The organism is Streptomyces sp. NBC_01260 (genome assembly GCF_036226405.1).
Taxonomy (GTDB): domain Bacteria; phylum Actinomycetota; class Actinomycetes; order Streptomycetales; family Streptomycetaceae; genus Streptomyces; species Streptomyces laculatispora.
Window position 1 is genome coordinate 2870332 of the sequence record NZ_CP108464.1, and the last position, 14263, is coordinate 2884594.

15 protein-coding genes are annotated in these 14263 nt (G+C 66.6%); all 15 read right to left on the bottom strand.

From position 1 onward, the window contains the following. Positions 1-29 precede the first annotated feature (29 nt). On the bottom strand, positions 30-2168 hold the full coding sequence (locus OG322_RS12335; RefSeq protein WP_124284905.1) for a helix-turn-helix domain-containing protein: 2139 nt from the start codon (positions 2166-2168) through the stop codon (positions 30-32). Further along, positions 2165-2863 (bottom strand): TnsA-like heteromeric transposase endonuclease subunit, encoded by a 699-nt coding sequence (locus tag OG322_RS12340; protein WP_329306408.1) that lies wholly within the window; start codon positions 2861-2863, stop codon positions 2165-2167. The genes OG322_RS12335 and OG322_RS12340 overlap by 4 nt, the downstream gene beginning before the upstream one ends. 235 nt (positions 2864-3098) lie before the next feature. Next, positions 3099-3746, bottom strand: a complete 648-nt coding sequence (locus OG322_RS12345) for an OmpA family protein (RefSeq protein ID WP_329307730.1) — start codon at positions 3744-3746, stop codon at positions 3099-3101. Between the two features lie 8 nt (positions 3747-3754). Beyond that, the gene (locus OG322_RS12350) at positions 3755-4351 is read right to left on the bottom strand and encodes a hypothetical protein (protein ID WP_124284904.1); all 597 of its coding nucleotides are present in this window, start codon (positions 4349-4351) and stop codon (positions 3755-3757) included. A gap of 31 nt (positions 4352-4382) precedes the next feature. Continuing rightward, positions 4383-5054, bottom strand: a complete 672-nt coding sequence (locus OG322_RS12355) for a pilus assembly protein TadG-related protein (protein ID WP_124284903.1) — start codon at positions 5052-5054, stop codon at positions 4383-4385. Continuing rightward, positions 5054-5296, bottom strand: a complete 243-nt coding sequence (locus OG322_RS12360; RefSeq protein WP_124284902.1) for a hypothetical protein — start codon at positions 5294-5296, stop codon at positions 5054-5056. Before OG322_RS12360 ends, OG322_RS12355 begins: the two co-directional genes overlap by 1 nt. Before the next feature lie 282 nt (positions 5297-5578). Then, the gene (locus OG322_RS12365) at positions 5579-6694 is read right to left on the bottom strand and encodes a response regulator transcription factor (protein WP_124284901.1); all 1116 of its coding nucleotides are present in this window, start codon (positions 6692-6694) and stop codon (positions 5579-5581) included. 46 nt (positions 6695-6740) lie between these two features. Continuing rightward, entirely contained in the window at positions 6741-8057 is a 1317-nt protein-coding gene (locus OG322_RS12370; RefSeq protein WP_124284900.1) for a sensor histidine kinase, read from the bottom strand. 51 nt (positions 8058-8108) lie between these two features. After that, positions 8109-8993: a DUF5936 domain-containing protein gene (locus OG322_RS12375; RefSeq protein WP_124284899.1), complete on the bottom strand. Its 885-nt coding sequence runs from the start codon at positions 8991-8993 to the stop codon at positions 8109-8111. Between the two features lie 15 nt (positions 8994-9008). Further along, the gene (locus OG322_RS12380) at positions 9009-9947 is read right to left on the bottom strand and encodes a type II secretion system F family protein (RefSeq protein ID WP_124284898.1); all 939 of its coding nucleotides are present in this window, start codon (positions 9945-9947) and stop codon (positions 9009-9011) included. A gap of 10 nt (positions 9948-9957) precedes the next feature. Next, positions 9958-11295, bottom strand: coding sequence for a CpaF family protein (locus OG322_RS12385; RefSeq protein ID WP_124284897.1), 1338 nt, complete (start codon positions 11293-11295; stop codon positions 9958-9960). A 66-nt stretch (positions 11296-11361) separates the two neighbouring features. Beyond that, positions 11362-11712, bottom strand: a complete 351-nt coding sequence (locus OG322_RS12390; protein ID WP_241200113.1) for a TadE/TadG family type IV pilus assembly protein — start codon at positions 11710-11712, stop codon at positions 11362-11364. A gap of 21 nt (positions 11713-11733) precedes the next feature. Beyond that, on the bottom strand, positions 11734-12138 hold the full coding sequence (locus tag OG322_RS12395; protein ID WP_124284895.1) for a TadE/TadG family type IV pilus assembly protein: 405 nt from the start codon (positions 12136-12138) through the stop codon (positions 11734-11736). Positions 12139-12154: 16 nt separating this feature from the next. Then, positions 12155-13429 carry an AAA family ATPase gene (locus tag OG322_RS12400; RefSeq protein WP_124284894.1) on the bottom strand — a complete coding sequence of 425 codons (1275 nt, stop codon included), beginning with the start codon at positions 13427-13429 and terminating at the stop codon, positions 12155-12157. 7 nt (positions 13430-13436) lie between these two features. Further along, complete coding sequence (cpaB, locus tag OG322_RS12405; protein WP_123461302.1) at positions 13437-14144, bottom strand: Flp pilus assembly protein CpaB; 708 nt, start codon at positions 14142-14144, stop codon at positions 13437-13439. Between the last annotated feature and the right edge of the window lie 119 nt (positions 14145-14263).

Below are 14263 nucleotides of genomic sequence, written 5' to 3' on the forward strand. Positions count from 1 at the left end.
GCCTGGGTTCGACAGTCCGGCAACAGGGCTCACATGTCCTCCAGGGCATCGGCGTAGAAGTCGTCCTCGTCGGTGAGGTCTTCGAGATCGGCAGCGTCGTCATCGCCGGCTTCGGCCACGGCCTCCGGGTCCGCTGCGACCGGCTCGGACAATCCCTCCCCCAGTGCCTTGCGTACGGAGGGCAGCGAGACGACCGGATCCGTCGCGCCCTCGGTCTCCGGCAATTCGATGCCCGCCTGTTCCCGCGACAGCCGCAATGCCATCCGCCGCTCGGCGATCGAGGTTCCCAGACCGAGGTTCCAGCGCTCCAGCAGATCGGCGACGGCCAGTCGGTCATCGGGGTAGCGGTACTTCGCCGCGGCCAGCTTCCGGGCGAACGCCAGCGCGTCCTCGCTCAGTGGCATATCGGCCGACGGCGCGTGCTCCCAGATCAGTGGGTGCCAGCGGCGATCGGCTGGATCACGGAAGTAGATCCGGGTGATGTCATCGGGGTCCACCTGGAAGGGCCAACTGCCCTCGGCCGGGCCCCGGTGAGGGCTCTTGGCATTGCGGTACGGATTGAGCGCGGGCCCGTTGTAGCGGCGACGGCCGATCTCGACGCCGTAGTGCTGGATGGTGCGCCACTCGGTCCGCAGGAACTCGAAGGCCAAGTCCCGGTCCCGGGGTACCTCGATATAGCCGGCCCTGGCCATGCCGTGCTCGAACATCGCGGCAGGTGACAGCCGCAGCCCCGGTACTCCGGGATCGACCAGCCCCGCGTGCGGCCGACAGTGGTACACCGTGGCGGTCCACTCCCGGACGATCTCCTCCAGCTCGTCCAGAAAGAAGAACGCGTCGTCCTCCGGGCTCTCGCCCCGAGAGTGGATGTCCGGCCCCTTGTAGCCCGGGAGAGCCTGCAACAGCCCCTCCCGCAGGGTCCGGAAATACCGCTCCACGGGCCCCTTGTCCCTGCCTGTCCGCAGCCTCGCAGGCTGCACCGACACCCCCAACCGACGGCAGACACTGGTCAGATGCTCCGAGACGTAGACCTTGCCGTGGTCAACCACCAGCGTCTCCGGAACCAGCGCCGGCGAGGCGAACCCCGGCCCCTCGGCCGCCTCGACGTCCACCAGGACCGTTCGCGGAATGCCGTGCTCGGGCCAGACCGCGTGCCGCGGCCAGTCACGCCCCGCTGGACGGGGACGGAACGACTGATAGAGCACCGCACTGATATCCACCGCCTTCGTGGAGACCGGCGTGATCCGAATCCCGGTGATGCATCGCGTGTACCAGTCCATGCCTACCGAAAGCTCGGCCTGCAGCCACCTCAGCGTGACCGGATCGAATGCGAAAACGTCCAGTCGCGTGGAGTCCATCACCAGGTACTCACCCGGCCGCGTCGGCCGCAGCTTCCCGTACACCCCGTCCGGACGGTCCGCGATGTCCCGGTTCCGCTTCGTACTCAGCCGGAACAGCGGATGCTGCCGCTCCAGATCCTCAAGGAGACGAAACGCAGTCGCCCGGCTGGGCAGCTTCACCACGTCCGCCCCGAACCGCGCGATCACCCGGGCCCGCGTCCTCTCGATCACCATCGTCCGCGACGGCTTCGACTCCCCGGTGTGCTCGACCATCACCTCCAACGCGGTTTCCACCCACCGCTCATCCGTCTTCGCCTGCGATCGGCGGGCCAGCCCCTTCTTCGGCGCCAGACCGGCCTCGCCATGGCTGCGGAAGTCGGCGACCCACTGCTTCACCGTACGAAGAGACACCCCCAGTTCGGAGGCCTTTGCCGCGTACCGGGCTTCCCAGGACCGGTCCGAGGTGTACTCCTGGCGGGGCTCTCCCTCCCGTGCCAGCTCTGAACTACCTGACCGGAACCCTGTGATGATCTCTCGCACGTGCTCGGACCGCTCCAGGAGTTTCGCCCGATCCGCCGTCCCCAGCTGCCCCAGCACCACGGACGCGATCTCTACGTCGTCGTCGGCCGACGGGCCCGGCCCATCAGGAATGACGGCCGCCCGATCGGAGAACAGCAACTCCGCGAGCGACAGTCGCAGCAGCCGTCCCCTGCCATTCTTCAGGACCACTTCATTGCCTGCCGTGGTCGCAGCCATCTGCACCACCTCGACGGTCTCCCCGTCGTAGCGGAACCGCGTACCGACTCCGACCCGTGCTCCAGCGTCGCTCATGCCGACCTCCGGCAGACTCGGGACGGGCGGAGCGGGCGGTCGAGGTCTACGAGAAGCTCGTGAGTCCAGAGCAAGTGGTGTACAGCAGAGCGCACTTGCTGCTCCGCGTATCCCGGAATCCGGCTCGCGATCTGCCCCAGCCGAACATCATCGAGATCGACACCACGCAGCTCGGCCAGGAGATCGGCGCCGAACAGCCAGGACCGCCGATAGCCGGCCAGGAAACGGATGTTCTCCAACTCCGCTGGTGGAGGCTCGCTCCAGACCTCGTACTGCCAGCCGCGCGACTCCACCACTCTGCGGGTCCAGTCGAAGGTGAAGGCCACTTCGGGCTTGGACACGCGACGCAGCGGCTTGACGTCTACTACTACGGGCCCTTGTCCGGTGATCAGCAAGTAGTCCGGGATGTGCTTGCGGACCTTCCCCTCCAGCGCCGCCTTCAGCAGGAACGGCTGGGCCACAATGTGGCGTACAGAGGGATCGAAATCGGCGAAGAGCAGGCGTGCCAACTCCAGCCGTGACTCGTAGATCACGTGGTCGTTCGTCGTCGCCGACCAATAGATTCCTGAGTAGTGCTTCTGCCCCTTGAACCAGCGGAACGTTCGCCACGGCGTCGCCGATGCAAGGAGCTCGACGGGCACCTCGCTCCAGGCCCGGTCCTCGACCACCGCGCGCCCCTCGGGACGGACGCTCACAGACGCAGCGAATTCCCCCACCGCACACCCCCCAGCCACAGATCAACTTTCTGTGCAGCCAAGGTGCCAGCGCAGCGAACGCAGGCGGGATAGATCACCGTTCTCGTCACCCGAATAGGTGACGCTCCGACCTGCGAGTCTCACGGCGACGGCATAAATGCCGCCGCCGTGCAATTCTCACTGAGATTATGCAGCGAGTTTTGAGACCCTACAGCCCTGCTGCGTTCAGGTCGGGTCAGGAAGAGCTGCCGCGCGGGAAGGAGACCTCCACGCGACGGTTCTTCTTCCGGCCCTCTTCCGTGCTGTTGTCGGCGATCGGGTACTCCTCGCCGTAGCCGCGGATCTCGAAGGTGATGCTCGAACCGAGTTCCTTGGACAACACCGTGTTCACCGATTCGGCACGCTGCTTGGACAGGACGTCGCCGTGCTCGGAGGAACCGAGGTCGTCGGTGAACCCGAAGATCCTGACCTTCGTGGCCTTCTGCTTCTTGATCTCGTCGGCGATGGCCGAGATACGGGAATTGGCCGCGCCGCTCAGCTTGGCGCTGTCCTTACCGAAAAGGACCTCGGACTGCAACGCGAACTTGATGTTCGCGTTCGTATCCTCGCGACGCTCCTGACCCCCCTCGTCCTCAACCACCTGGATGATGTCGAGGACTCTGGCCGGAGCGAGCTTGCTGCCCTCTGGCATCTTGAGATCGGGATCATTCCCGTCCAGGTCTACCGGTGGCTTCTCCGAAACTTCCGTTCCCGGAGGCACACTCGGACCTTCATCCGCCTGAGCCGCTGGCGCACCGAGGACCGACACACAAGACAGCAGGAGGGCAGAAGCAAATACTTTTCCTGCAACCTGCCTTGACTGACGCAGAGATGTGTAAGTCATTTCAGCCATCACCCAGAGATCTTCAGCGAAGTGGTCGCGAACGTCGGCAGGGTGAAGTCAACCTCAGTCGTCGTACTCGGCGGCGCCGGGAACTGCATGAATACAGGGGTGGACTTGCCGGGCTGGACTGCCGACATGTCCGTGGTGCAGAGGCACCGCCCATCGGTGTCACGGAGGATGTAGTAGCGCTTCTTACCCGTCTTGTCCACCAACGTCGCGCCACCGACAGAGTTGAGATTGCTGTTCACGATGGTGGTCTCGGCGCCGGCCCAAGCGGACGGGTTCACAGGGGTGTCACCCTTGTTCGTCAGTTCTCCCTGCACGGTGACGAACCCACCAGAGTCACGTTTCACTTCGTTGATGACCAGCAGCATGCCCTTGTCACCGTTGACTTGTGCGAGTTTCACATTCGGGTCCACCTGGTCCCCGGCGGCGGTGTCCTGCTTTGCTCCCTTGTCCCCGCCCGAGGTCTTGGACGACGAACCTGGGTCCTTCGTCTCTACACCGTCGTCGCCGCCGCAACCGCTGACGACGAAGGCCAGAGCGGCCACCATCGAAGCAGCCGCTACAACCCTTCGGGACTTTGTGGTGCGCCGAATGCTCATGGGTTCAGAATCCTTTACTCGTCGTTCGCTGTCAGTCGTCGATCAGGTGCACGGCAAAGAGCAACTTCATCAGGCCAGCCAGGGGGTCACTGTCACTCAGGTCGATGGTGACGTTCCGTCCGCCACAACTGAATGCAACAGGACCGGGTGTGTCCTTCGAGCCGTCCTTGCCCTTGTCGTCGCCTTGACCCGGATCGGGTACTTCGGGGGCAGGCTTCGAGCTGCACCGAAACTTGATCACTGCCGTTGCCGTCGCTGTGGCGTGCTCGTTCTCCGTACCGGGGAGGAGAGAGTCGCCGACGGTGTAGCGGGTCTTGACTCTGGCTGTGACCTTGTCCTGCAGATACCCGGGGACCCAGTGGCACCCTCGAGGGACGCGGTCGTTCCCCTCAAGATCCGAACGATTGTCGGACGCGAGTATCTGGGCCTCGTTGCAACCGTCCCAGCCGTACTGGTGGAATTCCAGGAATTCCTCCAGCCCGTCGGGGGTCCGGAGAGCCTCCAGGAACGGAGGACCAAGCCCGTCACGGGCGGTCTGGGCAGCCGCAAGCGCGGCAGCGTCGGCTGCGCCTTGAGCTCCATTGCGCGTAGCGGAAGCCTGACCAACAGCAAAGAACGCGAACGCGAGGAAGAGCAGGCCCACCACCATCATCATGTAGATGGGGAAGGCCTGCCCTGCGTCGCTGCGGTCCCTCGCGGCCATTAGCCCGCCTTGATCTGGTCCACCAGCTTGGTGATACGGCCCGTGATCGCCCCGCCGATGCCCGAGGCCACCATGCCACCGATGATCGCGACGACCACCAGGATGATGCCGAGGTACTCGAAGGCCGTCTGGCCGCGGTCCGCGGTCTCGTAGCGCTTCTGGATCTTGGAGACGGCGGTGTTGGCCCAGCCGGCCACGCGGATCTGGGTGTTGACGGCGGTCTTCAGGGTGATGTTCGACATGGTGTTCCCCTCCAGATTCGGCCGACCGTTTGCCGGTCGACTCACAAGTTCTTTCGCTGTCACACCCGTTACCGGCTTCCTCCTGGCCGGTGCCGTTTGCGACATGAGAAACATACGGCGGAACACCATGCCCGCCAGAGGGCCCCAGGACCCATTCCCGGGCCCAATCCACCACATGGGCCCTGCAGGACCGATGCTGAACCCCCGGACTCTCGCTCATTACGCCGCCCACACCCGCGCTCGTACCCACGACGTCTCGCCGACTCCCCCGCTCCGACACGGCTACCTGCCCCCCTGTGCACCGGGACCCGAGGCGGGCGCCGTTCCAAGCCATCGGGCGATTGCCTCGCTGCGGCTGCCGCTGTGCAGCTTGGTGAAGATCCGGTTGATGTGGTTCTTCACAGTCTTCTCGCTGATGAAGCAGGTGGCGGCGATTTGCTGGTTGCTCATTCCCGACGCGATCAGCTCCATGACCTCCACCTCCCTCGAACTCAACCCGTACTGCTGCTTGTTCTGGGCCATGCCGGGCCCCCCGGATACAGAAGACTGTGCCACACCCGATTGCACATGCGAAAGACCTTGCTGGTGTTGAGGTGGTTGCGCCGCAGGTGGAGGCATCGACGATGCCATGCCCGGCGGGGGCATCTGTGCATACGCACCGTGTTGCGGCAGCACGCCTGGCCCAGGCACATGGCCGGAGCCATGACTGTCGTAGCCGGGGACCTGGTAGGGCACACCCGTGGTCAGGGCGGACCCGAGTCCCTCCGGAAGCGGTGTGCCCTGCGGTCCGGGGCCCTGCCGCATGTGGGCGAGCAGCGCGTTGGCCGCCGTGGCCGTGAAGTGCGCGCGGCCGCTCTTCGTATCGCGTACTGCCTGCACGAGCTGGTTCGCCGTGAACTCGCCGTGGACCAGATAGCCGCTCGCGCCCAGGCGCAGCGCCTCATGGACGATCTCGCTCTCGCGGCTGTAGGTCAGCATCATCACGGGTGCAACCTGTACCAGGTGAGGCAGGGCGGAGATACCGTCCACGCCGGGCATCCGGACATCGAGCAGGACGACGTCCGGACGGTGCTGCAAGGCCATGTCATAGGCCTGACGGCCGTCCGCGGCCTCGGCCGCGACCTCGATGTCCTCGCGGCCGGAGAGCAGGGCACCGAGGCCGGCCCGAACCACGGGGTTGTCGTCGGCGACGACGACCCTCAACGGTCCGGGGGCCGGCAGGTCGGGGGCGGGTGGGAAGGCGGGCAGGGCTCCGGATGCCGCGGTTTGCTGCGGAGCGGGGAATCCTGGGGAGCTGGATTCCGAATTGATGGGCGTGGCGTGCGAGGACGTGTGCTGGGAGGCGTGATGCTGTGCTTCCCAGTTCTGGCCCGAGGCGTGCGAGATGTCGTCCGGCATTCTGCGACCTCCTCTCAGACTCTGTGGGGGGACGGTGTGGAGTGGGTTAGTTGAACTGCTGTACGGATGGTGCTTGGGACACGGCCGCCAACGGCAACTCCAGGCGGACTTCCGTGCCTTTGGCCGCCTTGCCCTTGCCGATGCGGATACGGGCACCGATGGACGCGGCGCGTTCGACCATGCCGACGAGGCCGAAGTGGCCGGCCCGCTTGAGGTCGTCGAGCGTGGTGCCTGCGGGGAGGCCCTGCCCGTCGTCGTACACGCTGACGCGCAGGACATCGCCCTTCACTCCGGCCAGGACGACCACGTAGGAGGGGTGGGCATGGCGCTGCGCGTTCTCCATCGCCTCGGAGGCAATGGTGAGGAGCTGGCGGCCGACCACCTGGGGTACTGGCGGGACCGGAATCTCATTGAGGGTCCTGAAGGTGGCGGTGAGGCCGTGGCGGCGTGTGAAGTCGTCAGCGCGGGCGCGGAGTTCGCCGACTATGTCCACGCCGCCGTCCAGGCCCGACTCCCTGCGGAGGTCGGACAGGAGTTCGCGTGATTCCGCTGCCGCCCGACGGGCCGACCGGGCGACCAGTTCGGCCTGGTGCTTGACCGTGAGCGGGTCCATCCGGTCCGACGAGTGGGCCAGACCGTCGGCGGCGAGTGCCAGCCCGTGGAGGGTCTTGGCGACCGAGTCGTGCATCTCGCGGGCCAGCCGGGTGCGCTCTCCCTCGACGGCCTCGTTGACCGCGAGCCGCGCTCTGGTCTCCGTGAGGGCCTGACTTGCCGTGCCGAAGCGGAGCAGCAGATTGCGCAGGGTGACACCGACGGCCCCGGCGATCACACAGAATCCGGGGAGGAGCAGCGCGGTCGCCTCACCGGCCTCCAGCTGCGGGTCAGTCCCGTAGACGCCGAAGATGATCAGCGTCTGAAGTGCGGTGAATGCCGCCGCACCCCGCCATCCGTAGACCAGACCCGCAAGCAGCGGCGTGCAGACCGTCACGTATGCCAGGGTGGACTCCGGCGTGGCCGTGATCAGCAGCAGGGCGCCGAAGGTGGCGTCGACGCCGAGCAGCCAGCGGTGGCGCAGGAACAGTGGGCCGAAGCGCTCCCAGTCCCGGAAGAGGACGTAGGAGCCCATGAAGGTGACGAGGATGGCCGCGCCGATCAGCCAGGTCGCGAGACCCGGTGCCGTGCGGTCGACGGCGAACGGGGTCGCTATGGCCGTCATCGCAAGACGGAATCCGAAGACCTGACGGCACATGGCCTGAAGCGCGTTGAGCTGGATCGCGAAGGCCGGCTGGGCGCCTGGATTGGCGAGTGCCTGGCGCACCTCGCTCGTCAGTCCCGGTTGTGAGTCGCTGAGTTGAAATGCCATGCGCCTGTCACCTCCCCCTGCTCGTGCTGCTCATCATCCCCGTCGTGCGTGTCATCCGCCGAGGAATGAGAAGTCGACGTTGGCCCCGTACACGAATCCGACCGTCAGGAGCACCAAGGTGCCCGGAAGCAGGAAGGAGGTGACCGCGAAGGTCGCCTTCGGGACGGCCTTGGCCGCCTTCCTGCGGGCGTTCTGGGCATCCGTACGGCGCATGTCGTTGGCGATCTGGATCAGCGTCTCGACGATCGGCGCACCCAGTTCCTCGCCCTGCTGGAGTGTCGTCACGAACATCGCCACCTGCTCCGAGTCATTCCGTTTACGGAGCTCCTCGAAGGCCTGACGGCGGCTGACTCCCATGTCCATCTGGCGCAGGGTGATGCGCAGTTCGTCGGCCCAGGGGCCCTCGTACTTCTCGGCGACACGTTCCAGCGCCTGACGGAATCCGAGGCCCGCCGAGACGACGACCGCGAGGACGTCGAGGAAGTCGGGGAGCGTGCGCTCGATGTGGTCCTTGCGGACCCGGATGGCCGACCAGATGCCGACCTCGACCCAGAAGGCACCGAAGGCGAGGAGCAGAACGGCGAGGAAGACCTGACCGCGCATGAGCATCGACAGTGCGCCGAACGCACCGAGCGCTCCGTAGACGGCACGGCGGGCGGCGTACCGGTCGATGGTGAGCCCGCCGGGGTTACCAGCCATGTCGATCTGACGGCGCTTCTTGTTGACGGCTTTGGGGCCCATCATCCTGAGCACCGCGGGGGCCCACCGCATGCCCATCCGGTCGATGCCGGAGCCGACCGCGCTGGTGCGGGTGGAGCCGACCTCCAGGGCGATGGCGAGGTCGCCGGGGAGCTTGGCGTCGGCTCGGTACATCCGGATGCCGGCGATCGCTCCGTACACAGCGAGACCTATAACGAGTGCGAGCAACAGGTCCATGTCCGCTCCTCCCCCTCAGACGTCGATACGGGACAGGCGGCGGATCACTATGAATCCGATCGCGTACAGGATGAGCGAGACGATGACCGCGGCTTGGCCGACCAGTGCGCCGGTCATACGGTCCAGTGCGCCCGGCATCACGGCGTTCATCAGGAGCATGGCGCCGAAGCCGAAGCCCGGAACGGCGTACGCCGTGACGGTCACCTGCGACAGCTGGGTCTTGACCTCGCGCCGGGTCTCCTTGCGCTCCTCCAGCGTCTCCGTGAGGTTGCGCAGGGAGCTGACGACCGTACCGCCAGCCCGGTTGGACAGGACGAGCGTCGTGACGAGGACGACGAGTTCACGGGACGGCAACCGCTCGGTCAGCTCACTCAGAGCGTCGTCGAGCGATTCGCCGACTCCGAGACGGCGTGCGACACGGGCGAGTTCCTCGCCTGCCGGGTCCTCCAGCTCGTCCGCTGCCATGGCGAGCGCGGTACGCAGGGCCAGTCCGGCCTGGGTGGCGTTGGCGAGGATGCGGGAGAGCTCGGGAAGCTGATTGATGAAGCGGTCGGTGCGCTTGGTCCGCTGCCAGTTCAAGAAGGCGTTGGTGCCCCAGAGACCAATGAGGGCGGCCACCGGGCCGAAGAAGGAGGCCAGGATCGACGAGGCGGTCAGCCACAGACCGGCCATGGCGACCAGTGCGTAGACGAAGAACTCGCCCGGCGTGATCTCCAGCCCGGTGGCCGCGAGCTTCAGCTCGATCTTGCGGCCCAGACTCGTCTTGCGCAGCCTGCGGTCGACGCCCTGGAAGCGGCGGTGGCGTCCTGCGGCCGGTACCCGGCCCGTGTGCGAGAGGCGGTCGACGAGGGCGTCGCGGTCGGCCTTGCCGCCGGCGTATGTGTGCAGGCCCACAACGCCGAGTACGCCGCAGACGAGTGTGACGCCGATCGTGAGAAGGGGGAGATTGGTCATGGCGCGGTACCTACTTGGCCTCTCGGGTGGCGAGCTGTTCGTCGGACGAGGCGACACCGAACGCCTGGGGAATGGGCTGGCTGGCCATATAGAGCCGTTCGGCGATCTTGCGCGGAAGCGGAAGGTACTGGAACTGGCCGTAGATCCGCCCGTCGGCGGCCATCGGCTGGGGGATGAAGCGAGCCACGCTGACAATGCGGTAGTTGTCGCGGCCGTGCGAGTCGAGGATCGCGATCTCGGTGATCTTTCGGCCACCGTCGGCATGCCGGGTGAGCTGGACGATCACGTCGACCGCGCTGTTGATCTGGTCGTGCAGCGCCTCGAAGGGGATCTTGATCTCGGACATCGAGGCGAGGGTCTGCAGACGCATGAGCGCGTCCTCGGCGTTGTTCGCGTGAACGGTCGCGAGGGAACCGTCATGACCGGTCGACATCGCCTGGAGCATGTCGAGCGATTCACCGCCACGGACCTCACCGACGACGATGCGGTCGGGGCGCATACGCAGGGAGTTGCGGACCAGGTCGCGGATGCTGATCTGGCCCTTTCCTTCGACGTTCGCCGGGCGGGACTCCAGCCGGATCACGTGGTTCTGCTGGAGCTGGAGCTCGGCGGAGTCCTCGATGGTGACGATGCGCTCGTTGTTCGGGATCAGTCCGGACAGTGCGTTGAGCAGGGTCGTCTTGCCCGTGCCGGTGGCGCCGGAGACGATGATGTTGAGCTTGGCCTGGACGAGGCCGGAGAGCAGGATCAGCATCTGCTCGTCGAGCGAGCCGAAGTCGATCATCTCCTGGAGGGTGAAGGCCCGCGGGAACCGTCGGATGGTGAGCGTCGCGCCGGTCAGTGAGAGCGGCGGGATGATCACGTTGACACGCTCGCCGCTGGGGAGGCGGGCATCAACCATCGGGTTCGCCTCGTCCACGCGCCGGTTGACGGTCGACACGATGCGCTCGATGGTCTGCATCAGCTGTTCGTGCGAGCCGAAGCGCATCGGGAGCTGTTCGACCTTGCCGCTGCGCTCGACGAAGATCTGGTCCGGTCCGTTCACCATGATTTCGGTGATGGACGCGTCTTCGAGAAGTGGTTCCAGGATGCCGAGGCCGAGGGCCTCGTCGACGACCCGGCGGATCAGCTGCGAGCGTTCGAGGGTCGAGAGGACCGGGCCTTCGCGGCTGATGATGTGCCCGAGTACGCGCTCCAGGCGGGCCCGCCGGTCGGCGGCGGCCAGCGAGGACATCTCCGCGAGGTCGATCTCCTCAAGCAGCTTGGCCCGGTAGGAGGCGACCATGTGGCCGTCCTCCCGCCCCCCACCGTGCTCCTCGGGGGCGGTGATGCGTGCCCGCAGGCTCATTTCGCTGACTCCTAGGTCCGGCTTGCCGGTGGTGCGGTGTGGGGGCGGGTGGGGATGAGGCCGATATCAGTCGCGGGGCATGGTGGAGCTGCGTGTGGCCTTTCCCCATGACAGACCGGGGATGACACTGGGGATCTCGACTCTGGCCGTGTACGTCACTTCGTCGTCTCCACCCGATGTCTTCCAGGTCAGGCCGTCCGAAAGCCAGCTGCTGATCGCACGTTCACCTGCCTGTTCAGGCCAGAGCTCCGGACGGTCGTGACTGGCCGTACGGGCAGCAACCCGCGCGGCAGTGCCTGCCTGGTTTGCCGTGTACGCCGCGACCCCAAGCTGGATGGCGCAGAGGCCGACCAGCAGGAGCAGCGGAATGAACCCCATGTACTCGATGGCGACCTGACCGCGGTCGCGGCGGCTCATGTCTGTGGCCCGTTCCATCAGTCAGCCCTCCAGCACCGAGGCCGCATCGCCCTCGACCTCGAACGGGAAGTTGAGTACACCCGGGACCAGTACCGGCACCGACAACGTCACCTTGGCCCGGTACAGGCCTCGCTCTGGTCCACAGTCGGGCTGAGCCGCACGCGCCCAGGCATCAGGCAGATCCTCCTTCGCTGCTTCGATGCAGTCCGTCTCCGGATTCCCGGCTGACCCTGACCCCGCCCGCGCCCCCACGTCCGCCGCATTGCCGGCCAGGCTGAACGTGTAGCCGATCAGGGCGCACTGCCAGAGCGCAATGAGCAGCAGAATGATCAGCGGCGTAACCCCGACGAATTCGATCGCGGTCTGTCCGCGGTCGCGGTCACGCCCCCTGCCTATCCGGGTGTCCGCCATCTCCGTGGTTGCCATGGATCAACCTGCCCCCTCAGTCGGTCTTGCCACGGCCCGTGGAATCGCCGCGCCTGCGCGCGCGGCCGATCGAGCCTCGATCGTTTCGGTACTTTCCGCCGCTCTTGTCCGAGCTCTCGGCGGCACGGACGATGCCGAGTTCTCCCGCCAGAGCCCAGAGTGCCTGCTTCACGATGCTCTTCGGGTCGAGTTCATGCATCCGCCCGGCATCGACGACACCTTGAAGTTCCTTGAAATTCGCGGGAATTGCCGTGCCGGCGATGCGGGTGCCGGTGATCTTCTGGATCAGCGGCGGCTGGATCTCGGTGTTGCGGTTGAAGCGGTTGACGACTGTCGTCGTCTCCTCCGCCTTGCGGATCTGCAGCCGGTCCCACATCCGTACGATGCGCTTCGCGCCACGTACCGCGATCACGTCCGGCGTCGTGACCAGCAGCGCGATGTCCGCCATTTCGATGGCCGCGGCGTTGGCGCCGTTCATCTGGCCGCCGCAGTCGATGAGCACGACCTCGTACCGCGAGCGCAGCGCGCTGACGATCTGCCGGGCGGACCGGTCGCTGACCTCCTCGCCGCGTTCACCGTCACCGGGCGCCAGCAGCAGCGCGATTCCGGTGCTGTGGCTGAACACGGCGTCGGACAGGACGCGTGGCGAGATGTCGGTGATCGCCGCCAGGTCCACGATCGAGCGCCGGAACTGGACGTCGAGATACGAGGCGACGTCCCCGGACTGGAGGTCCATGTCGACCAGCGCGACGGTCCGGCCGGAGGCCTGCGCCGCCAGGGCGAGCTGCACGGCGGTCACCGTCGCACCGACCCCGCCCTTGGCGCCGCTGACCGTCACGACGGTGCCGCCGGGCCCGGTGAAGACGTCGCCGCCGGCGCCGAGGTGCCGGCGTACTCCGACGGACCACTGGGCGGCCGACTGGACCCGGTTGACCAGTTCCTCGTAGCTCAGCGGCAACGTGACCAGGCCACGTGCGCCGGAGTCCATCGCCGCGGAGAACAGGCCGGGGCTCGCGTCGGCGGTGATGAGCACGACCCCGATGGCGGGGAAGCGCAGGGATACCTCCCGGATCAGCTCCAGGGCCGGCACCGGACCGATCCGCTCGTGGACCAGCACGACCTCGGGCAGCTCGTCGAGGGACTCGCCCGCGAGGCGCGCGAGCGTGTCGATGAGCTGGGTCGAGTCGCCGACCGGAGCGGCCGGCTCCGCGTCGGGGAGCTGGCTGAGCAGGGTGGTGACGGATCTGGCCGCGTCGGCGTCACCGACGGCCGGGAGGATCCTCGTGGTCATGCAATCCTCACTTGTCCTTGTTGAGCGTGTAGGTGCGGTCGCCCGGACGGATACTGCTGTCGCTGCCGGTGGCGATGAGCGCGAGGCGTACGTGCTCCGCGAACGACTCCGCGTACGCGATGCGCTGGGTGTCGAGTGTGTTGAGGGCGAAGGTGATCGGAACGGCCTCGGTGGCCTGGCTGCCCTTGCCGTCGCTGCTCGGGTCCAGGGCGGTCAGCTTGCCGACGTCCAGGACCTTGGCGTTGGAGACGATGACCTTCGACTGTGCCGGTTCGCCCTCGCGCTCGCCCGCGAACGTGGCGTAGACGTTGACCGTGGCACCGGAGGTGATCTTCCCCGCGACGCCGGTCGCGGCGTCGATCATGATCGCGATCTCCTGCTCACCGGGCTGCAGGGCGGGACGCGACTCCATCATGTCGGACTGGAGCAGCGAGCCCTCCTTGAGCGTGGTGAGGGCGATCTTGCCGTTGACCTCGGAGAGGTCGGTCACCGCGTTGGAGGAGAGCCACCGCTTCGGCATCGAGACCTTCTCGAACTTGTCCGGGGTCAAGTTGGTGAAGGGTGCGACGTCGCTCTTCAGCTTGTAGGCCGAGACCTCGGGTCCGACCTTCGAGTTCACGTCGCTGATCACCGAGAGCACTCCGGCGAAGGCGCCGAAGGCGCACAGGACCGAGAGGAGCAGGAGTATCACGCCGCGGCGCTGGCGGGAGTTCATGGGCCGGACAACCTCGTTCGGGTCGGATGCGTGGGGCAGCGGACAGAAGAATGCGCGGGGGCTGTGGGAACGGTTCGGGCTGTTGTCTGGAGAGCGGGCTGAGCCGGGTGTGCGGCACG

Coding starts and splice junctions, on each gene's coding strand:
- OG322_RS12335 (WP_124284905.1), bottom strand. CDS start 2,168: ATGAGCGACGCTGGAGCACGGGTCGGAGTCGGTACGCGGTTCCGCTAC.
- OG322_RS12370 (WP_124284900.1), bottom strand. CDS start 8,057: ATGGCATTTCAACTCAGCGACTCACAACCGGGACTGACGAGCGAGGTG.
- OG322_RS12385 (WP_124284897.1), bottom strand. CDS start 11,295: ATGAGCCTGCGGGCACGCATCACCGCCCCCGAGGAGCACGGTGGGGGG.
- OG322_RS12395 (WP_124284895.1), bottom strand. CDS start 12,138: ATGGCAACCACGGAGATGGCGGACACCCGGATAGGCAGGGGGCGTGAC.
- OG322_RS12345 (WP_329307730.1), bottom strand. CDS start 3,746: ATGACTTACACATCTCTGCGTCAGTCAAGGCAGGTTGCAGGAAAAGTA.
- cpaB (WP_123461302.1), bottom strand. CDS start 14,144: ATGAACTCCCGCCAGCGCCGCGGCGTGATACTCCTGCTCCTCTCGGTC.
- OG322_RS12380 (WP_124284898.1), bottom strand. CDS start 9,947: ATGACCAATCTCCCCCTTCTCACGATCGGCGTCACACTCGTCTGCGGC.
- OG322_RS12390 (WP_241200113.1), bottom strand. CDS start 11,712: ATGAGCCGCCGCGACCGCGGTCAGGTCGCCATCGAGTACATGGGGTTC.
- OG322_RS12365 (WP_124284901.1), bottom strand. CDS start 6,694: ATGCCGGACGACATCTCGCACGCCTCGGGCCAGAACTGGGAAGCACAG.
- OG322_RS12360 (WP_124284902.1), bottom strand. CDS start 5,296: ATGTCGAACATCACCCTGAAGACCGCCGTCAACACCCAGATCCGCGTG.
- OG322_RS12350 (WP_124284904.1), bottom strand. CDS start 4,351: ATGAGCATTCGGCGCACCACAAAGTCCCGAAGGGTTGTAGCGGCTGCT.
- OG322_RS12355 (WP_124284903.1), bottom strand. CDS start 5,054: ATGGCCGCGAGGGACCGCAGCGACGCAGGGCAGGCCTTCCCCATCTAC.
- OG322_RS12400 (WP_124284894.1), bottom strand. CDS start 13,429: ATGACCACGAGGATCCTCCCGGCCGTCGGTGACGCCGACGCGGCCAGA.
- OG322_RS12375 (WP_124284899.1), bottom strand. CDS start 8,993: ATGGACCTGTTGCTCGCACTCGTTATAGGTCTCGCTGTGTACGGAGCG.